At 71.9% G+C, this 19,970-nt stretch carries 17 protein-coding genes and 6 pseudogenes; 13 read left to right on the plus strand and 10 right to left on the minus strand.

Annotated elements, in window-relative coordinates:
- Positions 1–11 precede the first annotated feature (11 nt).
- A complete protein-coding gene (locus tag DEJ15_RS03030; protein ID WP_284175584.1) occupies positions 12–716 on the plus strand; it encodes an OBAP family protein in 705 nt (234 codons plus the stop codon).
- A gap of 152 nt (positions 717–868) precedes the next feature.
- Positions 869–1,327 (plus strand): BLUF domain-containing protein, encoded by a 459-nt coding sequence (locus DEJ15_RS03035; protein WP_110825634.1) that lies wholly within the window; start codon positions 869–871, stop codon positions 1,325–1,327.
- A gap of 56 nt (positions 1,328–1,383) precedes the next feature.
- Here the strand turns inward: DEJ15_RS03035 and DEJ15_RS03040 are convergent, their stop codons facing one another.
- The gene (locus tag DEJ15_RS03040) at positions 1,384–1,683 is read right to left on the minus strand and encodes a Dabb family protein (RefSeq protein WP_110825800.1); all 300 of its coding nucleotides are present in this window, start codon (positions 1,681–1,683) and stop codon (positions 1,384–1,386) included.
- 157 nt (positions 1,684–1,840) lie between these two features.
- Here DEJ15_RS03040 and DEJ15_RS03045 point away from each other — a divergent pair, with 157 nt between their 5' ends.
- Positions 1,841–2,197: a VOC family protein gene (locus tag DEJ15_RS03045; RefSeq protein ID WP_110825633.1), complete on the plus strand. Its 357-nt coding sequence runs from the start codon at positions 1,841–1,843 to the stop codon at positions 2,195–2,197.
- A gap of 82 nt (positions 2,198–2,279) precedes the next feature.
- On the opposite strand, the gene DEJ15_RS03050 is transcribed toward DEJ15_RS03045, so the two are convergent.
- Complete coding sequence (locus DEJ15_RS03050; RefSeq protein ID WP_110825632.1) at positions 2,280–2,744, minus strand: DUF4383 domain-containing protein; 465 nt, start codon at positions 2,742–2,744, stop codon at positions 2,280–2,282.
- Positions 2,745–2,860: 116 nt separating this feature from the next.
- Complete coding sequence (locus DEJ15_RS03055; RefSeq protein ID WP_110825631.1) at positions 2,861–3,181, minus strand: metal-sensitive transcriptional regulator; 321 nt, start codon at positions 3,179–3,181, stop codon at positions 2,861–2,863.
- A gap of 91 nt (positions 3,182–3,272) precedes the next feature.
- On the opposite strand from DEJ15_RS03055, the gene DEJ15_RS03060 reads away from it, so the two are divergent.
- The 3 genes and pseudogenes from DEJ15_RS03060 (at position 3,273) to DEJ15_RS19290 (ending at position 6,328) form a co-directional block, all read left to right on the plus strand.
- On the plus strand, positions 3,273–3,500 hold the full coding sequence (locus DEJ15_RS03060) for a heavy-metal-associated domain-containing protein (protein WP_181419502.1): 228 nt from the start codon (positions 3,273–3,275) through the stop codon (positions 3,498–3,500).
- Positions 3,500–5,723: pseudogene (locus DEJ15_RS03065) on the plus strand (heavy metal translocating P-type ATPase). The gene DEJ15_RS03060 and the pseudogene DEJ15_RS03065 overlap by 1 nt, the downstream one beginning before the upstream one ends.
- On the plus strand, positions 5,720–6,328 hold the full coding sequence (locus DEJ15_RS19290; RefSeq protein ID WP_502866144.1) for a DUF4396 domain-containing protein: 609 nt from the start codon (positions 5,720–5,722) through the stop codon (positions 6,326–6,328). The pseudogene DEJ15_RS03065 and the gene DEJ15_RS19290 overlap by 4 nt, the downstream one beginning before the upstream one ends.
- On the opposite strand, the gene DEJ15_RS03080 is transcribed toward DEJ15_RS19290, so the two are convergent.
- The 3 genes from DEJ15_RS03080 to glgX are packed head-to-tail and all read right to left on the minus strand — an operon-like array spanning position 6,282 to position 9,438.
- Positions 6,282–6,455 carry a hypothetical protein gene (locus tag DEJ15_RS03080; protein WP_181419503.1) on the minus strand — a complete coding sequence of 58 codons (174 nt, stop codon included), beginning with the start codon at positions 6,453–6,455 and terminating at the stop codon, positions 6,282–6,284. The two genes, DEJ15_RS19290 and DEJ15_RS03080, sit on opposite strands and share 47 nt — an antisense overlap.
- Before the next feature lie 39 nt (positions 6,456–6,494).
- Entirely contained in the window at positions 6,495–7,172 is a 678-nt protein-coding gene (locus tag DEJ15_RS03085; RefSeq protein ID WP_284176280.1) for an SDR family oxidoreductase, read from the minus strand.
- Positions 7,054–9,438 carry a glycogen debranching protein GlgX gene (gene glgX, locus DEJ15_RS03090; RefSeq protein ID WP_284175585.1) on the minus strand — a complete coding sequence of 795 codons (2,385 nt, stop codon included), beginning with the start codon at positions 9,436–9,438 and terminating at the stop codon, positions 7,054–7,056. Before glgX ends, DEJ15_RS03085 begins: the two co-directional genes overlap by 119 nt.
- A gap of 512 nt (positions 9,439–9,950) precedes the next feature.
- Here glgX and DEJ15_RS03095 point away from each other — a divergent pair.
- A pseudogene (locus DEJ15_RS03095) lies at positions 9,951–10,439 on the plus strand (helix-turn-helix transcriptional regulator); the annotation flags it as partial.
- Positions 10,440–10,649: 210 nt separating this feature from the next.
- Here DEJ15_RS03095 and DEJ15_RS03100 read toward each other — a convergent pair.
- The 4 genes and pseudogenes from DEJ15_RS03100 to DEJ15_RS03115 form a co-directional block, all read right to left on the minus strand.
- On the minus strand, positions 10,650–11,453 hold the full coding sequence (locus DEJ15_RS03100) for a copper homeostasis protein CutC (protein ID WP_349814931.1): 804 nt from the start codon (positions 11,451–11,453) through the stop codon (positions 10,650–10,652).
- Complete coding sequence (locus DEJ15_RS03105; protein WP_349814932.1) at positions 11,450–12,007, minus strand: MlrC C-terminal domain-containing protein; 558 nt, start codon at positions 12,005–12,007, stop codon at positions 11,450–11,452. The genes DEJ15_RS03100 and DEJ15_RS03105 overlap by 4 nt, the downstream gene beginning before the upstream one ends.
- Positions 12,004–12,990 (minus strand): M81 family metallopeptidase, encoded by a 987-nt coding sequence (locus DEJ15_RS03110; protein WP_284175586.1) that lies wholly within the window; start codon positions 12,988–12,990, stop codon positions 12,004–12,006. Before DEJ15_RS03110 ends, DEJ15_RS03105 begins: the two co-directional genes overlap by 4 nt.
- Before the next feature lie 134 nt (positions 12,991–13,124).
- A pseudogene (locus tag DEJ15_RS03115) lies at positions 13,125–14,273 on the minus strand (ROK family protein); the annotation flags it as partial.
- Between the two features lie 372 nt (positions 14,274–14,645).
- On the opposite strand from DEJ15_RS03115, the gene DEJ15_RS03120 reads away from it, so the two are divergent.
- The 6 genes and pseudogenes from DEJ15_RS03120 (at position 14,646) to DEJ15_RS19310 (ending at position 19,849) form a co-directional block, all read left to right on the plus strand.
- Positions 14,646–16,154, plus strand: coding sequence for a peptide ABC transporter substrate-binding protein (locus tag DEJ15_RS03120; RefSeq protein WP_284175587.1), 1,509 nt, complete (start codon positions 14,646–14,648; stop codon positions 16,152–16,154).
- A 452-nt stretch (positions 16,155–16,606) separates the two neighbouring features.
- A pseudogene (locus DEJ15_RS19295) lies at positions 16,607–17,362 on the plus strand (ABC transporter permease); the annotation flags it as partial.
- Between the two features lie 358 nt (positions 17,363–17,720).
- Positions 17,721–18,104, plus strand: coding sequence for an ABC transporter permease (locus DEJ15_RS03140; protein WP_284176283.1), 384 nt, complete (start codon positions 17,721–17,723; stop codon positions 18,102–18,104).
- A gap of 137 nt (positions 18,105–18,241) precedes the next feature.
- Positions 18,242–18,289 (plus strand): annotated as a pseudogene (locus DEJ15_RS19300) (hypothetical protein); the annotation flags it as partial.
- Positions 18,290–18,528: 239 nt separating this feature from the next.
- Positions 18,529–18,702, plus strand: a pseudogene (locus DEJ15_RS19305) (ATP-binding cassette domain-containing protein); the annotation flags it as partial.
- 250 nt (positions 18,703–18,952) lie between these two features.
- Entirely contained in the window at positions 18,953–19,849 is an 897-nt protein-coding gene (locus DEJ15_RS19310; protein ID WP_502866145.1) for an ABC transporter ATP-binding protein, read from the plus strand.
- Positions 19,850–19,970 lie beyond the last annotated feature (121 nt).

Consider the following 19,970-nt stretch of genomic DNA (forward strand, 5'->3'; position numbering starts at 1 on the left):
GGTCCCGGCCCGTGCCACCGGCGTCACCCCACCGGGCGCGGACCGGGGGGTTCCGCCTGGCCCTGCTCGACCGTGGCGCCGACCTGCTGCAGCCGACGGACCCGCTCAAGGGGTTCGACGTCTACGTCGTCGGGTTCCACTGCGTCAAGGGCGAGCCCGACGTGCAGATGGAGGCCCACCACTACTGCAAGGTCGTGAACGCCGAGATGCTGCAGTGCGTCCTGTTCGACGGCAACACCGCGGACGCGAACCTGATCGGCGTCGAGTACATCGTCTCCGAGCGGCTGTTCGACGGGCTGCCCGAGGACGAGAAGCCGTCGTGGCACCCGCACAACCACGAGGTCTTCTCCGGCGAGCTCGTCGCCCCGGGGCTGCCGATCGCGGTCGAGACCGAGCTGATGGGGCACCTCGTCAACTCGTACGGCAAGACCTGGCACACCTGGCACAGCGCCCCGATGGGTGGGCACGAGGCCGACCCGCTGCCCGTCGGCGACCCGATGCTCATGTGGTCGTTCAACCGCGAGGGCGAGGTGCAGTCCGCGCTGCAGGACGACCGGAACACCGCGATGCACACCGACCCCGAGCCGCGGAAGGCCTCGCGGGCGAAGCACCTCGACCGGGCGCACCCGCAGCGTGGCGTCGGCACGATGCGCGACGACTTCACCGGCACGACCCCGACGCCGGGCGTCGTGGACGCGGAGGACGGCCGACCCTGACGGTCGCGCCGGCGCCGGCGCCCGCGCCGGCGCGACCGTCCCTGATCGGACAGCGGGACGGTCCTCCCAGCCGTGCCGGAGTTCGCTGGCATCCGGTTCCTCGCCCGTCCACCACGGGTGTGCCGGGCCGGTCGACCGGAAGCGGTGCCCAGATGCTGTCGTTGATCTACTCGAGCGTCGCGACGGACGTGTTCGACGACGATGCCCTCGCGGACCTGCTCACGCAGAGCCGGGACGCGAACGAGCGGAACGACGTCACCGGCATGCTGCTGTTCCGGAACGGCTATTTCCTGCAGCTGCTCGAGGGTCCCGACGCAGCCGTCCGCGGCAAGATGGCGACGATCAAGACCGACCCGCGGCACACGAAGGTGACCATGCTGGTCGAGGAGCTCATCGAGGAGCGACAGTTCCCCGGGTGGACGATGGCGTTCGCGCCGACGTCCGAGGCCGACCTCGACGACGTGCCCGGGTACCGTTCGACCTTCGAGGACGTCGAGGCCGTCTCGACCGAGACGCCGGCACCGGGGGCCGTCTCGTCGGTGGCCTCGCCGGCGCTCCGCGAGCTCATCCGCTGGTTCGAGGCGCGACCGGACCGCTTCCGAACCGCCTGACCGGGCGTGCGCCGGACGGGAGGCCCGTGGCGAGCGTGCCACGGGCCTCCCGTCCGTCAGGCAGCCACGTCGAACACGACCACTCGCCCGTTGTGCGCGCCGATGTGGTCGGCGACCGGCTGGTGCGCCGGGTGCGGCAGGTACGCGTCCCGCGCAGCGGCGTCCCGGAACCTGACGACGAGCATCCAGTCGAAGCCGCCCTCGAGCCCCTCGGGGCTGACGCTCGGGCCGGTCTCGACGGACACCACGCCGTCGATGCCGGGCAGGTGCTCGTGTGCGAGCGCCGTCGCCCGTTCCGGCACGGCAGTGTCCTCCGTGTCCCACTCCACCAGCACGACGTGCACGATCTCGGTCATCGGCGACCCCTCCTCCACTGCACCACCGGCCGTCCGACGGTGTCCGGACCGAGCCTGCGCCGCGGGGCCTGGACGTACCCCGGAGCGCCGCCGGACTGGGTGTCCTCGGCACGGCGCGGCCTACCGTCCAGGGCACACCACGACGAGAGGAAACACCATGGCAAGTGGAGTCGCAGCAGTCTGGGTCCCGGTCAGCGACATGGAGCGCGCGGTCGCGTTCTACCGTGACACCCTCGGTCTCACCGTGCAGGACCAGTCGGAGGACTGGAGCGAGATCGATGCCGGTGGGCTCATGATCGGCCTCAACGGGCGCGAGTCGGCCGGCGGGTCGAGTTCCGGCGGCGCGGTCGTCTCGTTCCAGCCCGACGGCAGCATCGAGGACGAGGTCGCCGCGCTGCGGAGCCGCGGCGCGGACATCCAGGGCGAGATCAGCGAGCACCCGTGGGGCAAGATCATCCCGTTCAAGGACAGCGAGGGCAATGACCTGCAGCTGTACACGCCGCCGCAGGGCTGAGCGGCCGCGGACACGACAGAGCCCCCCGGGGTGACCCGGGGGCTCTGTCGATGCTGCTGGTGGGGTGCGTCCGACGCTGGGGTCAGCGGGCGGTGCGGGCCCCGGAGCGCGGGAGGACGATGCCGAGGATGATCATCGCGACGGCGAGGATCAGGTGCAGCACGTTGTCGGCGCTGTTCAGCGGCACGAAGTTCGCGGCGCTGGACATGCCGGCGGTGAAGAGGCCGTAGATGAAGAGCACGGCGTAGATGATGCCGCCGACGAGCAGGTACTGGCGCGAGAAGCCGAACGAGCGCGCGGCGATCAGGCCGACGATGCCGAACAGCAGGTGGACGATGTTGTGCAGGACGGACACCTGGAACAGGCCCAGGAGCTGCGCGTTCGAGTCGTTGCCGGCGGCCATCATGCTGCCCATGTCCATGGTCAGGCCGGGGATGAAGCCGGCGATGCCGACGATGAGGAAGACGACGCCGAAGACCAGCGCGCCCTTCTGCGTGAGCGTCCGGCCGTAGCCGTGGTCGGTGCGGGTCGATGCGTTGGTGGTCATGAAGGAACCTTTCGTCAGGAGTCGACGCGGTCGGTTGCCATGCGCCTCGCAGGACATTCGGAGTGGACCAGCAGTCGGTTTGGTGGGAGAACCCAGCAGTACACGGAAAGTGGTCGTCATGACCGGAGGAGGCGCTTGATGGCCAGGGTCGCCTCCTGGATCTTCTCCTCCGCAGCCGGTCCGCCCTGGGCGACCGCGTCCGTGACGCAGTGGCGCAGGTGGTCCTCGAGCAGGCCCATCGACACCGCCTGCAGTGCCTTCGTCATCGCGGACACCTGCGTGAGGATGTCGATGCAGTACTCCTCGCCCTCGACCATCCGCTGGAGTCCGCGCGCCTGGCCCTCGATCCGCCGCAGCCGCGTGAGGTAGTCGTCCTTCGCGGAGATGTAGCCGTGGTGCTGGTGCTCGGTCGTGTCGGATGCGGTGGGTTCGGGCATCGGGAACAGATCCTCGTCGTCGGCGTTACGGTAGTGGTACCCCCCCCTAGGGTATCCGCCCGATCCGGGGTGCACGACGAGGAGGACCGCCATGACCGACCAGCAGACCGTCACCTACGGCATTGACGGCATGACCTGCGACCACTGCGTGATGAGCGTCGACGAGGCGTTCCGCGAGCTCCCCGGGGTCACCGACGTCCGGGTCGACCTGGTGGCCGGCGGCCGGTCCACCGCCACCGTGACGAGCACCGGACCCCTCGACCACGACGCCGTCGGCGCCGCGATCGACGAGGCGGGCTACACCCTGGTCGCGCGCTGATGGCGGGCACGACCACGGGCACCCCGGTCGAGCTCGCGATCGAGGGCATGACCTGTGCCTCGTGTGCGAACCGCATCGAGCGGAAGCTCAACAGGATGCCGGGTGTCTCGGCCACCGTGAACTACGCCACCGAGACGGCCACCGTCTCGCTGCCGGACGGCACCGCGGTCGACGACGCCATCACGACGGTCGAGCAGGCCGGGTACGGCGCGCGGCTGCCGGAGCCCGAGCAGCCGGACGGCGACGCGCTCGCTCCGCTCCGGCGTCGCCTGGTCGTCTCCACCGCGCTCGCGGTCCCCGTCGTCGCGCTGTCGATGGTGCCCGCGCTGCAGTTCCCCCTGGTGGCAGTGGGTCGCACTCGTGCTCGCCGCCCCGGTCGCGACCTGGGGCGCCTGGCCGTTCCACCGTGCGGCTGCGCTGAACGCCCGGCACGGTTCGGCGACGATGGACACGCTCGTCAGCCTCGGCGTCGTCGCCGCCGGGCTCTGGTCGGTCTGGGCGCTGGTGTTCGGCGGCGCCGGTGGACCCGACATGCACATGGCCTTCGCGTTCACGGCGCCCCGGGGTGCTGCTCCGGAGCCGTACCTCGAGGTCGCCGCCGCCGTGACGGTGTTCCTGCTCGCCGGCCGGTACGCCGAGGGCCGCGCGAAGACCCGGTCCAGCGCGGCGCTCCGTGCGCTCCTGGCACTCGGCGCGAGCACCGCACGGGTGCTCCGCGACGGCCGGGAGGTCGAGGTGCCGGTCGGGTCGCTCCGTGTCGGCGACCGGTTCGTCGTCCGCCCGGGGGGGAGCGCATCGCCACCGACGGCACCGTCGTCGCGGGCACGAGCGCCGTCGACACGAGCGTCATGACCGGGGAGAGCGTCCCCGTCGAGGTCGGACCCGGTGCCCCCCGTCACCGGCGCGACCGTGAACGTCGGCGGCATGCTCACCGTGCAGGCCGTCCGCGTCGGCGCCGACACCGAGCTCGCGCGGATCGGCAAGCTCGTGACCGAGGCGCAGACCGGCAAGGCCGACGTCCAACGGCTCGCCGACCGCGTCTCCGGCGTGTTCGTCCCCGTCGTGCTCGGGCTCGCCGCGCTCACCCTCGTCGGGTGGCTGCTGCTCACCGGCGACGTCGAGGCCGCCCTGACCGCCGCCGTCGCCACACTCGTCATCGCCTGCCCCTGCGCGCTCGGCCTCGCGACGCCGACCGCGCTGCTCGTCGGCACCGGTCGCGGCTCGCAGCTCGGCGTCCTCATCCGCGGGCCGCAGGTCCTCGAGGCCACGCGGCGGATCGACACCGTGCTGCTCGACAAGACCGGGACCGTCACCACCGGCATCATGCGGGTCACCGAGGTGCTGCCGGCCGACGGCGAGGACCCCGACGCGGTCCTCCGCGCCGGGGCCGCCGCCGAGTCCGGGTCCGAGCACCCCATCGCCCGGGCCCTGGTCGCCGCGGTCCCCGACGTGGGCAGACCGGAGGCGTTCACGTCCACCGCGGGTCTGGGCGTGCAGGCCGTCGTCGACGGCGTCCTCGTGCTCGTCGGGCGGCCGACCTGGCTGCGCGACGCGTGGTCCGTCCCGATGACCGGCGCGCTCGCCACCGCGGCCGCCGATGCCGAGCGGTCCGGTCGGACGTCGGTCGCCGTCGCCTGGGACGGTCGGATCCGCGGCCTCGTCGTCGTCGCCGACACGGTCGCGCCGGGTGCCGCCGAAGCCGTCGGGCACCTGCACGAGCTCGGTCTCGAGACCATGCTCCTCACCGGTGACGCCGACGGGGTCGCCCGGAGCGTCGCCGCACAGGTCGGCATCACCCGCGTCACCGCCGGCGTCCGACCGGAGGACAAGTACCGCATCGTCACCGAGCTGCAGGCCGCGGGCCGGACGGTCGCCATGGTCGGCGACGGGGTGAACGACGCGGCGGCGCTCGCCGCTGCCGACCTCGGCATCGCCATGGGCACCGGAACCGACGCCGCGGTCGAGGCCGCGGACATCACCCTCGTGCGCGCCGACCTCCGGGCAGCGGTCGACGCGGTCCGGCTCGCCCGCCGGACCCTCCGGACGATACGCACGAACCTGTTCTGGGCCTTCGCCTACAACGTCGCCGCGATCCCGCTCGCGATGGCCGGCCTGATGAACCCCGTCATCGCGGGAGCCGCCATGGCACTGTCGTCGGTCTTCGTGCTGACGAACAGCCTGCGCCTCCGCCGCTTCCGGTCCGTCGACGGGAGCGCACGGTGAGCGGGCACGCGCACGGCACGACCACGTGGTCGATGGCCGCCCAGGCGACGCTGCACTGCCTGACCGGGTGTGCGATCGGCGAGGTCCTCGGCATGGTGATCGGCAGCGCCACCGGTCTGCACAACGCCGGCACCGTGGTGCTGTCGATCGTGCTGGCCTTCGTCTTCGGGTACGCGCTCACCATGCGCGGTGTGCTCCGGTCCGGGCTGTCGCTCGGCGCGGCGCTCCGGGTGGCGCTCGCCGCGGACACGGTGTCCATCGCCGTCATGGAGGTCGTCGACAACACCGTGGTCGTCGCGATCCCGGGGGGCGCTCGACGCGGGGCTCGACCAGTGGCTGTTCTGGGGCGCCCTGGCGCTGTCGCTCGCGATCGCCTTCGTGGTCACGACGCCGGTGAACCGGGCGCTGATGCGCCGCGGGCTCGGGCACGCGAAGGTGCACGCGCACCACTGAGCGGTGGACATCGCCGACGCGACGGACCACGGAACGGACGGGAGGCCCGGTACCAGCTGGTACCGGGCCTCCCGTCGTCGTGTGGTCGCGCGTGCGCCGCGTCGCTCAGGCCTCGGAGTCACCCTCGGCGGCGTCGTCCTCTTCGGGGTTGAAGTGCGATGCGTCGCCCACGAACCCGGCCGCGAGGCCCTCGGGCTCGTTGGGGACCGTGCCGTCGTCGCCCAGGCCGTCCGCCTTCGGCGTGCCCTCGGGGTCGTGCGCCGTGCTGTCGTTGCTCATCGTGTGCTCCTTCGCAGTGCTGGCCGGGTGCGACGACCGTCAGAAGGCGGGGGTGCCGCCGGCGATCGTGATCGTCGACCCGGACTGGTAGCTCGATTCTGGACTGACGAGGTGGACGTACGCCGCACCGAGCTCGGCCGGCTGACCCGGTCGGCCGAAGGGCGACTGCTGCCCGAAGGTCGAGACGGTCTCGGCGTCGTCGGAGCCCGGCTGCAGCGGGGTCCACACCGGACCGGGCGCGACCGAGTTGACCCGGATGCCCTTCGGTGCGAGCTGCTGGGCGACGGCCTCGGTGAAGAGCTTGATCGCGCCCTTCGACACCGCGTAGTCGATCTTGTCCGGCGACGGGGTCGATGCCTGGATCGAGCCCGTCGTGACGATCGTCGAGCCGGGCTCGAGGTGCGGCACGGCGGCCTTCGTCAGCCAGAACAGCGAGTAGATGTTCGTCTTGAAGGTCGAGTCGAACATCGACGTCTCGAGGGTGAGGATGTCGTCGTTGCTGTCCATCCGGCCCGCGACCATCACGAGCGTGTCGAGTCCGCCGAGCTCGTCGACGCCCTTCTGCACGAGGTCGATGCAGTACTGCTCGTCGGAGATGTCACCCGGGAACAGCACGGCCTTGCGGCCCTCGCCCTCGAGCAGGTCGCGGACCTCCTCGGCGTCCTCCTGCTCGTCCGGCAGGTACGACAGGACGAGGTCGGCGCCCTCGCGGGACAGCGCGATCGCGGCGGCGCGGCCGATGCCGGAGTCCGCCCCGGTCACGATGCCGCGGAAGCCCTCGAGCCGGCCCTTGCCGACGTAGCTCTCCTCGCCGTGGTCCGGCTTCGGGTCCATCTTCCACGCGGCCCCCGGCAGCGACTGTTCCTGCTTCGGGAACGGCGGCACCGGGTAGAGGGTGGTCGGGTCCTTCTTCTCGTACTGGCTCATGGGGGGCCACTGTCCTCTCGGTCGGCTGACGGGGCTCTAGTGCAGCGCGGTGAACGAGGCGTCGCGGACGAGCAGGGTCGTCGCGTCGCCGTCCACGGCCTGGTCGGGGTCGCTCGACAGCCCGAGGGTCCAGGTGCCGCCACCCGGACGTTCCGGCAGCGTGAACTCGACGGTCGTCTCCGAGGCGTTCAGCAGCACCGCGACCGAGTCGTCGCCCTCGCTGAGGACGAGGATCACGGCACGGTTGCCGCCGTCGGTCCAGTCGCCCTCCTCGAAGTCGTTCGCGTCGGCGCGGAGCACCTGCACGGTCGAGGGGGGAGATGCCGGGAGCCGTGCGGTACCACTGCGGGCGCAGGGCGACGTGCTCCTTGCGGAACGCGATCGCGGCGGTGGTGAAGGCGAGCAGGTCCTGGTCCGCGGCCGCCCAGTCGAACCACGAGATCTCGTCGTCCTGGCAGTACGCGTTGTTGTTGCCGCCCTGCGAGCGGGCGATCTCGTCACCGCCCAGGATCATCGGCACACCGGCCGAGAGCAGCAGGGTGCCGAGGAAGTTCCGGCGCTGGCGGTTGCGGTAGTCGTTCACGCTCCCGTCGTCGGTCGGACCTTCGATGCCGCCGTTGAAGGAGGTGTTGTTGCTCTCGCCGTCGTTGTTGTCCTCGCCGTTCGCCTCGTTGTGCTTCTCGGCGTACATGGTGAGGTCGGCGAGCGTGAAGCCGTCGTGTGCGGTGATGAAGTCCACCGAGCAGAGCGGGGAACGGCGCGACCCCTCGTAGACGTCCGGGCTGCCGAGGACGCGAAGCACGGCGTCGCCGAGCGTGCCCTCGTCGCCGCGCCAGTACCCGCGGAGGTCGTCGCGGTACTTCCCGTTCCACTCGGACCAGTCGGCCGGGAACCCGCCGACCTGGTAGCCCGCGGTGTCCCACGGCTCGGCGATCATCTTCACCTCGCGCAGAACCGGGTCCTGGTGGATGATGTCGAGGAACGCGGAGTGCTTCTCGGCCGCGCCGTCCTGGCGGGTGAGCGTCGTCGCGAGGTCGAACCGGAAGCCGTCGACGTGCATCTCCTCGACCCAGTACCGGAGCGAGTCGGTGATGAGCTGCAGCGCGGACGGGTGCGACACGTTGAGGCTGTTGCCCGTGCCGGTGGTGTCGAAGTAGTTCGCCTCGTCGCCCTCGACCAGGCGGTAGTACGACTGGTTGTCGATGCCCTTGAAGGACAGCGTCGGGCCCATGTGGTTGCCCTCGGCGGTGTGGTTGTAGACGACGTCGAGGATGACCTCGAGGCCCGCGGCGTGCAGGGCCTTCACCATCTCCTTGAACTCCGCGACCTGCTGGCCGGCGGTGCCGGAGGCGGCGTACTCGTTGTGCGGGGCGAAGAAGCCGATGCTGTTGTAGCCCCAGTAGTTCCGGAGGCCCTTGTCCTGCAGGGTGGAGTCCTGCACGAACTGGTGGATCGGCAGCAGTTCGACGGCGGTGACGCCGAGGTCGGTCAGGTGCTTGATCGCGGCGGGGTGCGCGAGGCCCGCGTACGTGCCGCGGATCTCCTCGGGCACGTCGGGGTGCTGCTTCGTGAAGCCCTTGACGTGCACCTCGTAGACGATCGTGTCCGCGAACGGGGTGTCGAGGCGGGTGTCGCCCTCCCAGTCGAACGAGCGGTCGGCCACGACGGAGCGGGGCATGGCGGCGGCGGAGTCGGACTCGTCGATCTGGTCCGGCTCGTTCATGTCGTGGCCGAACAGCTCCTGGCCCCAGGCGTAGTCGCCGTCGATCGCCGTGGCGTACGGATCGAGGAGGAGCTTGGCCGGGTTGTGGCGCAGGCCGTTCGCCGGGTCCCAGGGGCCGTGCACGCGGAAGCCGTACTTCGTCCCGACGGTCACGTCCGGCACGACGTCGTGGAAGGTGTAGCCGGTGCGGTTCGTCAGCTCGGTCCGGTGCTCGGTGCCGTCGTCGTCGAAGCGGCAGAACTCGACGCGTTCGGCGGTGCTGGAGAAGACGGCGACGTTGGCGCCGCCCTCGACGAGGGTGACGCCGAGCGGGTTCCGTGTGGAAGAGGTCATGATCCGTTCTACCGGTCGCCGACTGAGCCCGCCGCCGATCCGCGTACCCCGGGCCCGGGCGTACCGCCCCGTGGCGACGGGCCTGGTCCGGCTCGGGGCCGCTCGCGATCGGTGCACGGGCATGGGAAGATCAGATCGTGACCCATCTCCACCCGGTACCGGGGAGCCCTGACGGGTTCCGTGCCGTGCGCCTCGAGGGCACCAGTGCGACCCGCCCCGCGGTCCTCGACGACGCCTACGGCACCGGTGCCGGGATCGGTGACGAGCGGTCCGCCTTCCGGTACACCGGTGCGGGTGACGCCGACCTCACGCTGAGCGGCTCCGCGGTCGAGGGCCGGCGCTCCGGCACGATGGAGCCGCGACCGACGCACATCCTGTTCTGGATCGGCGACGGCACCGCGACGATCACGGACGAGGACGGCACCCGTGACGTGGTCCGGCCCGGCCGACCGTTCCTCCTCGCCGCCACCGTCCGCTACCGGTTCGAGGCCGCGACGAGCCGCGTCTCGATGATGCACCTGTCCGACCGGCTGCTCCGGGCGGCGCTCACCGCGGAGGGCACGCAGGTCGTCGGGCCGCTGCGGTTCCGCCGGACCACCGCGGACGCCGACCTGGCGGAGCTCCGGACCGTGCTGCAGTCCCTCGGGCGGACGATCACCGACCCGGACGTGGCCGGCAGGCAGCGGGCGGAGTTGAACGCCCGGGTCGCCCGGGTCGTCGTCGGCACCTTCCCGGTCGACGTGCCGGCGACCACGAGCAGCGAACGCCTGCGGGACGCCCTGACGTACATCCAGGAGCACGCGCACACCGTGGTCACGCTGGCGGACATCGCCGCCGCCGCGGGGATGAGCGCACGCGGACTCCAGCAGTCCTTCAACCGGTCGGTGGGCGTCTCCCCGCTCTCGCACCTGCGGAACGTCCGGCTCGACGCCGTGCACGACGAACTCGTGCGCTCGGAGCCGCTCACGGCGTCGGTCGCCGAGGTCGCACGGCGGTGGGGGGTTCGCGCACCTGGGTCGGTTCTCCGGCGCGTACCGCGACCGCTTCGGCGAGCTGCCGAGTGCGTCCCTGCGTGCCGACCGCGGCGGCAGCGCGGACACCGACGGGGTGGTCGGCACCGGCACCGGCGCCGGCGCCGGCGCCGGCTCCTGAACCGGCACCGGCTCCTGGCTGCACCGGAGGCCGGACGCGGTCCGTGTCGACCGGTCCGGTCAGGGCGCGCCGCCCGTCGCCAGCGCGGTCAGGCCCGGTACGCGTCCACCGCCGCCCGCGCTGCTCGGACGACCTCGGCGTCGGTCTCGAAGTGCCCGGCCCCGGTGTCCCCGGCGCCCATCGGGACGCCCCCCGTGCGCGGTGTCGGCGAGGCGCTTGGCGGACAGGTGCACGGCCGCCGCCCCCGTGCCGAGCAGGACCGGGACGTCAGCGGGTGTGACCCCGGCGCCCGCCATCACCTGCACGTCCCCCGCGACGGCGACCATCCGCGTGATGGTGTCCGCGCCGACGAGTGCGGTCGCCGCGCCGCCCGAGGTGAGGACACGGGTGAAGCCGAGGTCACCGAGGCCCGCCGCCGCGGCCACTGGGTCGGCCGCGTGGTCGATCGCCCGGTGCAGGGTGACCTCCGCACCGGGCACTTCCGACCGGGCGATGTCGATGAACCGGGCGAGCGTGTCCGTGTCGAGCGTGCGGTCCCGGCGGAGCGCGCCGACGACGACCCCGGCGGCACCGGAGCGGAGGACGGCGACGAGCTCCCGCGCCATGAGGTCGACCTCGTCGGGGTCGTGCACGAACCCGCCCGGGCGGCAGCGCACCAGGACGTGCACCGGCGGTCCGACGGCGACGGCGGCCTCGACGAGCCCCTGCGAGGGCGTCAAGCCGCCGAGCTCGAGCGCGCTGCACAGCTCGACCCGGTCGGCTCCGGCAGCGCGCGCGATCGTGGCGCCGGTCGGTGAGGTGACGGCGATCTCGAGTGTCGGTGGCCTGGTCGGCGCCGGGGCCCGGCGGTCGTCGGTGCTCACGCGTGCACGAGCGGTCGGTCCGACGCGGGGATGATCCGGGCGTGCAGGTCCGGCGGCTCCGGGAACGTCCGGTCGAAGGGGAACACCGGCCGTTCGATCCGGTGGTGGCCCAGGCGTTCCAGGTCCTGGTCGACGCCACCGGGCGTGAGCGCGAGCATCCAGTCCGCGGCCATGTCGTACAGCTCGGGTTCGAGGTAGCCGATCTTCACGACGACCAGGTCGGCGCTCCGCGGGTCGAGGTCCAGGTCGGTGAAGTCGTGCTCGTGGTGGTACGGCTTCCGCAGCTCGGTGAGGACGGCGAAGACGCTGCCGACCTGCAGCACGACCTCGGTCCGGGCGTCCCGGTCGCCGTGCTTGACCGCGTGCACGCGTCCGGTCATCGTGAGCGGCCCGGCGTGCAGGTCGTCGACCTCGGCACCGGCGGTCACGGTGACGGTCGCCCCGACGCCGGCCTCGACGCAGGCGGCGACCGCGGCGGGGCCGGGGACGCTGGCGTAGAGGACGACCGGGCCGTCGGCGCTCTGGAACTCCTCCCGGGCGAGCAGCTGCGTCAGCCCCCCACGTCATGTCGCCCGAGCCGCCGGCGGTCGGGTTGTCGCCGGAGTCGGACACGAAGTACGGACGTGCGGCACCGGGGGGCGAGGGCGGCGGCCAGGCACTCGTCGAACGTCCCGGTCGGGGCGACGAACGCGAAGTCATCGCGGGCGTCCCAGAACGCCCGGGCCAGGCGTTCGGCACCGGCGGTGACGGCGGCCTCGTCCCACCCGGTGACGACGGTGACGGCACGGTTCCGCGGCTGGTCCGCCCAGGCGTACCCGACCCAGATCGCTGCGTCGAGCACGCCGTCGGTCGCCTCGATGTCGGCCACCTGTGCGTAGACGGACGCCGCGGGCTCGATGCGGGTGGAGGTCTTCTCGCCCGGCAGCAGGACCGGGACCGGGATCCACGCCTTCACCGGGCGTCGAGCTCCGGCCGGGCGGGTGGTGAGCACGTCGACCAGGTTGCGGACCGCGCGCTCCTTCGTCTCGAGGGCGTCTTCGTGCGGGGCCATCCGGTAGCAGGTGATGAGGTCGCACTGGTGGGCGAGCTCCCGCGAGACGTTCCCGTGCAGGTCCATCGACGCGGAGACGACGACGTCCGGCCCGACGACGACGCGGATGCGCTCGAGCAGTGTCGCCTCGGCGTCGTCGAGCCCCTCGACCACCATGGCGCCGTGGATGTCGAACCACAGGCCGTCGATCATCGTCTCGGCGGCGATCGCGGACAGCCGGTCGGTGATCTCGGTGCTGAGCTCCTCGAAGGACTCGCGGAGGACCACGCCACCGGGCAGCGCGTGCCCGATCAGCGCACCACGGAAGTCGGCCCGCTCGGACAGTGGCGCGAGGAAGTCGTAGCGCGCGACCACCTCGTCGCCGCGGTCCGGGTGGAAGGCGGCCGCCGGGGTGCGGGTCGGGGTGAAGGTCGACGTCTCGATGGCCAGGCCGGCGATGGCGATGACCGGACGACGGGCGCCGGGGGTGGTTCCGGTGTCAGACACGGGTGCTCCTGTTCCTGGTGGTGCGCAGCGGGACGGGGGGTGGACAGCTCCTCGAGCGACGCCGCCAGGCCGCGCTGCAGGGCGAACTGGCCGGCGCCGACGAGCCCGGCGTCGGCCCCGAGCGAGGCGCGCTCGATGACGAGGTGCTGTGTGACGAGCGGGTGGCAGCTCTCGTACAGCTGGCTCCGCACGGCGGCGACGAAGGGGTCGAGGGTGGAGAGGATGCCGCCGAGGGAGACGGCGTCCGGGTTGAAGAAGTTCACGTTCGCGGCGAGGACCTCGCCGAGGTACCGGCCCGCGAGCCGGACGGCACGGGTCGTCTCCGGGTGTGCCTCGGACGCCAGGCGGACGACGTCCTGGGTGGTCGCGACGTCGACCCCGGCCTCGCGGAGGATCCGCACGAGCGCGGCCCCGGATGCGACCGTCTCGAGGCACCCGGTGTTGCCGCACGAGCACGGGGTGTCACCGGCGGCGTCGATCCGCACGTGGGTGATGTCCCCGGCGGCACCGGTCGAGCCGCGGTACAGGTGCCCGTCGATGATGATCCCGGCGCCGATCGCCGACCCGGCCTTGACCGTGATCGCCTGGCGACGGGTGGCCGGCTGCACGGTCTGCTCGCCGGCGGCCATGCAGTTCGCGTCGTTGTCGATCGCGGCCGGCACCCCGAAGTGCTCGGTGAGCCACGCGGTCACGGGGAACCCGTTCCACCCCGGCATCCGGCTCGGCAGGTCGACGACGCCCGCCTCGACGTCGACGGGACCCGGGAGGCTCAACCCGACCCCGCGCAGGCCGTCGCGTCCGCGTTCGGTCACGAGCGCGTCGAGGAGCTCTGCCAGCGCGGTCAGGCCGGCGGACGGGCCGTCGGCGAGGGCGAACGGGACGGTCGAGACGGACTCGAGCGCGCCTCCCGGCAGGACGATGCCGATCCGGACGTGCCCGCCACCGACGTCCGCGGCGACCGCGTACTCGTCCGTCCCGCCGATCCGGAGGACCTTGCGCGGGCGGCCGCCCGTGGAGACGTCGGTGCCCTCCTCGGCGAGGATGCCGTGCCCGAGGAGTTGACCGACCACGTGGGACACGGTCGACGGGGCGGCGCCGAGCAGTTGCGCGATCTCGGTGCGACTCGACGCCTGCCCGCTGGCGATGAGTTCGAGGACGCGGGAGCTGAGGTCCGGCACGACTTTCTCCAATCCGCGGCGACGGACGCGCTGACCGCCCGACCCGCCCGAGCCTACGGGGCGGACGGGTCGATCGACGCTTTCCGTCGATCCGCAGAAACACACTATTTACACGGGAACGTTTGTTTTTCCAACGACTTCGGCCATTGACTGTGCGGACCACGCCGACCCTCGCTCAAGGAGTCCACATGACCAAGCCCCGTCGCTGGGCCCTCTTCACCGGAGCCGCGCTCGCGGTGAGCGCACTGCTCGCCGGGTGTTCCGGAGGCGGTTCCGCCACCACCGGCACGAAGTCCGACGAGATCAACTACGCGTTGCCGGCGAACTTCACGCCGAACTGGATCCTGCCGATCGGCACCGCGGCGCACCTCAACACGAACAACGGCTCGATCGCGCAGTCGCTGTACGAGCGCTTGATCGCCTACGACGGGTCCACGGGCAAGATCGCGTGGAACAAGGCCGGGTCCGTCGCGACCGATGCCGACTTCGCCGACGACGGCAAGAGCGTCACGATCACGCTGGGGGGACCGGCACTGGTCCGACGGCGAGGCGATCACGAGCCGCGACGTCGAGTTCTGGTTCAACCTCATCAAGGCGAACGCGCAGGACTGGGGCTCCTACTCCGAGGGCAAGGCCCCGGACAACTGGAGCTCGTTCACGACGGTCGACGACACGCACTTCACCATCGCGTTCGACCAGGCGTACAACCAGGACTGGATGCTCGCAAACCAGCTGAGCTACATCATCCCGCTGCCGCAGCACGCCTGGGACAAGACGAGCGCCTCGGCCGAGGTGACCGACGCCGACCGCACCCCGGCCGGCGCCAAGCAGGTGTGGAAGTACCTCAACACCGCCGCCGGCAAGATCGCGGACTACGACTCCGACCCGCTGTGGAAGACGATCTCCGGCCCGTACGGTCTGTCGTCGTTCACGACCGCGGGCAAGGTCCAGCTCACCGCGAACGGGAAGTACGACGGTGGCGAGAAGGCGTCGATCAAGACCGTCAACCTGTTGCCGTTCACCACCGCGGACGCCGAGACGAATGCGCTCCGGTCGGGAGCGGTCGACTACGGCTACATCAACGCGACGGACCTCGATCAGGAGGACTCCTTCACGGCGAAGGGCTACGAGGTCGACCCGTGGACCGGCTGGGCGATCACGTACATGCCGTACAACTTCAACAACCCGGACATGGGCGCCGTCTTCAAGCAGCTGTACGCCCGCCAGGCCGTGCAGATGTCGATCGACCAGAAGTCCCTCTCGAAGGTCGTCTTCAACGGCACCGCCACCTCGACCTACGGTCCGATCCCGCAGGCACAGGAGTCGGACTACGTCTCCGACGTGCAGGAGGACAACCCGTACCCGTTCAGCACGAAGAAGGCCAAGGCCTTGCTCACCAGCCACGGGTGGACCGCGAAGGGCGGCACCATGGTGTGCACCGACGCCGGCAGCGGCGCGGACCAGTGCGGCGAGGGCGTGGCCGAGGGCACGGAGTTCACGATGCAGGTGCTGTCGCAGTCCGGCTCCACCGTCACCGACAACATGATGAGCGCCGTCCAGTCGTCGCTCGCGAAGACCGGCATCGGCTTCACGATCAAGACCGCGCCGGTGTCGAGCGTCCTCTCGCAGACCCCGACCTGCACGTCGGACGAGGACAGCTGCGACTGGGACCTGTCGTTCTTCGGCACCGCGGGCAGCTGGTACTTCCCGGCGTACCCGACCGGTGAGTCGCTCTTCTCGACCGGTGGTTCGGCGAACTTCGGCAGCTACTCGAACGAGGAGGTCGACGCGCTCATCGACGCGACCACCACCTCGACCGACACGAGCGCCGTGCAGGACTACAGCGCCGCGGTCGCGAAGGACCTGCCGGTGATCTGGCTGCCGAGCCCGGACTACCAGATCTCCGTCAAGAAGAGCGGCCTGACCGGGTTCGACCAGGACTCGCTCGCGAACTTCCACCCCGCCCAGTGGAAGTGGAGCAAGTGAGCCGCTGACGCGGCCACTCCGGGAGGCTCGGTGCACGCCCGTCGCGCACCGAGCCTCCCGGGTCCTCACCATCCACCCCGACGACGGAAGCAGCATGACCACTGCCCTCTACCTCACCCGCCGCGTCCTCCAGGCGCTCGCGGTGGTGCTCATCGTCACGATCGTCGTGTTCTGCCTGCTGCACGCGCTGCCCGGCGGACCCGCCCGCGGCGTGCTCGGCGTCGCGGCCACCCCCCGCGCAGATCGCCGCGTTCAACCAGGCGCAGGGACTCGACCAGGCGCTCCCCGTGCAGTACCTCCGCTTCCTCGGGCGGCTGCTCACCGGCGACCTCGGCACCTCGTACACGCTCAACGAACCGGTGTCGCAGCTCATCCAGGAGCGCATCCCGAAGACCCTCGTACTGACCGGCCTGTCGGCGGTGCTCGGGCTCGTCGTCGCCATCCCGGTCGGCATGTGGCAGGCAGCCCGACGCAACGGTGCGATCGACTACGCCGCCACCGCACTCGCCTTCGTGTTCTACTCGACGCCCGCGTTCTTCCTCGGGCTCGTGCTCATCGTCGTGTTCAGCCAGCAGCTGCCGTGGCTGCCGTCCCAGGCGCCGAGCGGCACGACCCTCGCCGAGGTGTTCCAGCAGCCGGCCGGACTCGTCCTGCCCGTGCTCACCGGCGCCCTCGCGATGATCGCCGTCTTCAGCCGGTACATGCGAGCCGCGACGCTGGAGAACCTGCAGGAGGACTACGTCCGCACCGCGCGCGCCGGAGGCTCGTCGACGGCGACGATCCTGCGGCGGCACGTGTTCCGGAACTCGCTGACCCCCCGTGGTCGCGATGCTCGGCTACTACCTGCCGGTGCTGTTCGGCGGCGCGCTCGTCACCGAACAGCTGTTCAACTACCCCGGCATGGGGCTGCTGTTCTGGAACGCCGCCCAGACCTCGGACTACCCGACCCTGCTCGGCTGCGTCCTCGTGATCTCCGTCGCGACCGTCATCGGCACGCTGCTCGCGGACGTCGCCCAGTCCCTCATCGACCCCCGTGTGAAGGCAGGCCGCGCATGACCACCGTCCAGCTCGCGCCCGAGACCCCCGGCGCCCCCGTCACGGCCGCCGCCACCGGCTTCCGGCTCGCCGCGCGCCGGTTCCGCCACAACACCCTCGCCGTGATCGGCCTGGTCGTGCTCGTCCTCATCGTGCTGTTCTGCTTCGTCGGGCCGTTCCTGTACCCGACCGACCAGACCCACACGATGCTCGAACAGGCGAACCAGCGCCCGGGCGGCGGCCACCTGCTCGGCACCGACGCCGTCGGGCACGACGTGCTCGGCCGGCTGATGTACGGGGGCAAGGTGTCGCTGCTCGTCGGCATCGCCGCGGGTCTCCTGGCGACGGTCGTCGGCACGCTCTGGGGCTCGGTCGCCGGGTACGTCGGCGGCTGGGTCGATGCGACGATGATGCGCGTGGTCGACGCCGGCATCGCGATCCCGGCCCTGTTCATCCTCCTCGTCATCTCGGCGATCACGACCCCCCGGCGTGTGGGGGCTCGTCGTGATCCTCGGGTTCGTGTCCTGGCTCGTGCCCTCCCGGCTCATCCGTGCCGAGACGCTGACGCTGAAGAACCGCGACTTCGTGCTCACCCTTCGCGCGATCGGCGGCTCGCACGCCCGCGCGATCGGTCGGCACCTGCTGCCGAACTCGGTCTCGACGATCGTCGTGGCCGCGACCTTCCAGGTGGCGGACGCGATCCTCCTGGTCGCCTACGTCTCCTACCTGGGGCTCGGCGTGCAGCCGCCGGCCACGGACTGGGGCGGCATGCTCTCGGCGGGCCTCACCGCCGCCTACTCCGGTCGCTGGTGGCTCATCGTGCCGCCGGGACTCGCCGTGATCCTCGTCGTCTGCGCGCTGAACGCGGTCGGCGACGGACTCCGGGACGCATTCGACGTGAAGGGCCGCGGATGACCGCCACCGAACCGATCCTGGCCGTCGAGGACCTCGGCGTGCACTTCCGCACCGAGTCCGGTGACGTGCACGCCGTGCAGGGCGTGTCCCTGACCGTGGCACCCGGCGAGACCCTCGCGCTCGTCGGTGAGTCCGGCTCCGGCAAGTCCACCGTGGCGCTCGCCGCGATGGGGTTGCTCTCCGGCAACGCCACCGTCACCGGCAGCGCCGTCGTCGACGGGCACCAGGTCGTCGGTGCGTCCGAGACGGCGCTCCGCGGGGTGCGGGGGGAAGACCGCCTCGATGGTGTTCCAGGAGCCCGCGACCGCACTCGACCCGCTCACCCGCGTCGGCACGCAGATCGCCGAGGTCATCCGGAACCACCGGCAGGTCTCCGCGGGGGGACGCCGCCCGCCAGGCCGCCGACCTGCTCCGCCGCGTCGGCATCCCGTCGCCGGAGGAGCGCGCGAAGGCCTTCCCGTTCCAGCTCTCCGGCGGGCAGCGGCAGCGCGTCGTCATCGCGATGGCGATCGCGAACGAGCCGGCGCTCCTCATCGCGGACGAGCCGACCACCGCGCTCGACGTCACGGTGCAGGCCGAGATCCTGGAACTCCTCCGGGCGCTCGCCGCCGACACCGGCACCGGCGTGCTCCTCGTCACCCACAACATGGGCGTCGTCGCCGACTTCGCCGACCGGGTCGCGGTGATGCTGCGCGGGCGGATCGTCGAGACCGGCGGCGTCGAGGACGTGCTCCTCCGCCCGCAGCACGAGTACACCGAGCGGCTGCTCGCCGCGGTGCCGCGGCTCGAGACGGCGGCGTCGGCGCAGGACGCCGCCGGGTCGTCCGCACGCCGCCGAGAACCGCGGCGTGCCGAGGTCACCGAGGCGTCTCGCGTGCCCGACGCTGCCCCGCCAACGGACGGGAGGCCCGACCGCACCCCGGTGGTCGACCTGCGCGACGTGTCGGTCACCTTCGGCCGCGGCGCCCGCGCCGTGCACGCCCTCCGCGGCATCGACGTCGAGGTCCACGCGGGGGGAGACCGTCGGTCTGGTCGGCGAGTCCGGCTCCGGCAAGTCCACCGCGGCCCGCGTCGCTCTCGGCCTCGTCCGGCCCACCGCCGGCAGCGTCCGGCTGTTCGGGTCCGACCTCCGCCGTACCCGGGGCCGCGACCGCCGCGCGCTCCGGTCCGGCATCGGGGTCGTCCTGCAGGACCCGGTCGCCTCGCTCGACCCGCGCATGTCCGTCGCCGACTGCGTCGCCGAACCGCTCGCCGTCCACCGCCGCGGGACGTCCTCGGCCGACCGCCGCCGCCGGGTGGATGAGGCGCTCGACGCCGTCCGGCTGCCGCGCTCCCTCGCGACACGGGCCCCGCGGGAGCTCTCCGGCGGGCAGCGTCAGCGGGTCAGCCTCGCCCGGGCGCTCGTGCTCGACCCACGGCTGCTCGTCGCCGACGAACCGACCAGTGCGCTCGACGTCAGCGTGCAGGAGGCCGTGCTCGAGGTCCTCACCGAGCTGCAGGGCGACCTCGGCTTCGCGTGCCTGTTCGTCTCGCACGACCTCGCCGTCGTGCAGCAGTTCGCCGAGCGCGTCGTCGTGATGCGGGCCGGCGCCGTGGAGGAACAGGGGCCCACCACGTCGACGCTCCTGCACCCGACCACCGACTACACGCGACGGTTGCTCGCCGCGGTGCCCGTCCCCGACCCGGTGGTGCAACGGCAGCGCCGGGCCGAGCGCCTGGCCTCCCTCGCTGCGGTGGCCCCGTGACGGGCGCGGTCCTCGCCGGCATCGACGTCGGCGGGACGAACACGAAGGTGCTCCTCGCCACCCCCGACCTCGGGGTCCTCGACCGCATCGACCTGCCGACCCCCCGCGCACGACGGTGGGG

The organism is Curtobacterium sp. MCJR17_043 (assembly GCF_003224315.2).
Taxonomy (GTDB): Bacteria; Actinomycetota; Actinomycetes; order Actinomycetales; family Microbacteriaceae; genus Curtobacterium.

Excerpts from the sequence above, each read along its gene's own strand:
- DEJ15_RS03060 (WP_181419502.1), top strand. The coding sequence starts at position 3,273 with ATGACCGACCAGCAGACCGTCACCTACGGCATTGACGGCATGACCTGC.
- glgX (WP_284175585.1), bottom strand. The coding sequence starts at position 9,438 with ATGACCTCTTCCACACGGAACCCGCTCGGCGTCACCCTCGTCGAGGGC.
- DEJ15_RS03040 (WP_110825800.1), bottom strand. The coding sequence starts at position 1,683 with ATGACCGAGATCGTGCACGTCGTGCTGGTGGAGTGGGACACGGAGGAC.
- DEJ15_RS03055 (WP_110825631.1), bottom strand. The coding sequence starts at position 3,181 with ATGCCCGAACCCACCGCATCCGACACGACCGAGCACCAGCACCACGGC.
- DEJ15_RS03120 (WP_284175587.1), top strand. The coding sequence starts at position 14,646 with ATGCCGACTTCGCCGACGACGGCAAGAGCGTCACGATCACGCTGGGGG.
- DEJ15_RS03080 (WP_181419503.1), bottom strand. The coding sequence starts at position 6,455 with ATGAGCAACGACAGCACGGCGCACGACCCCGAGGGCACGCCGAAGGCG.
- DEJ15_RS03035 (WP_110825634.1), top strand. The coding sequence starts at position 869 with ATGCTGTCGTTGATCTACTCGAGCGTCGCGACGGACGTGTTCGACGAC.
- DEJ15_RS03045 (WP_110825633.1), top strand. The coding sequence starts at position 1,841 with ATGGCAAGTGGAGTCGCAGCAGTCTGGGTCCCGGTCAGCGACATGGAG.
- DEJ15_RS03050 (WP_110825632.1), bottom strand. The coding sequence starts at position 2,744 with ATGACCACCAACGCATCGACCCGCACCGACCACGGCTACGGCCGGACG.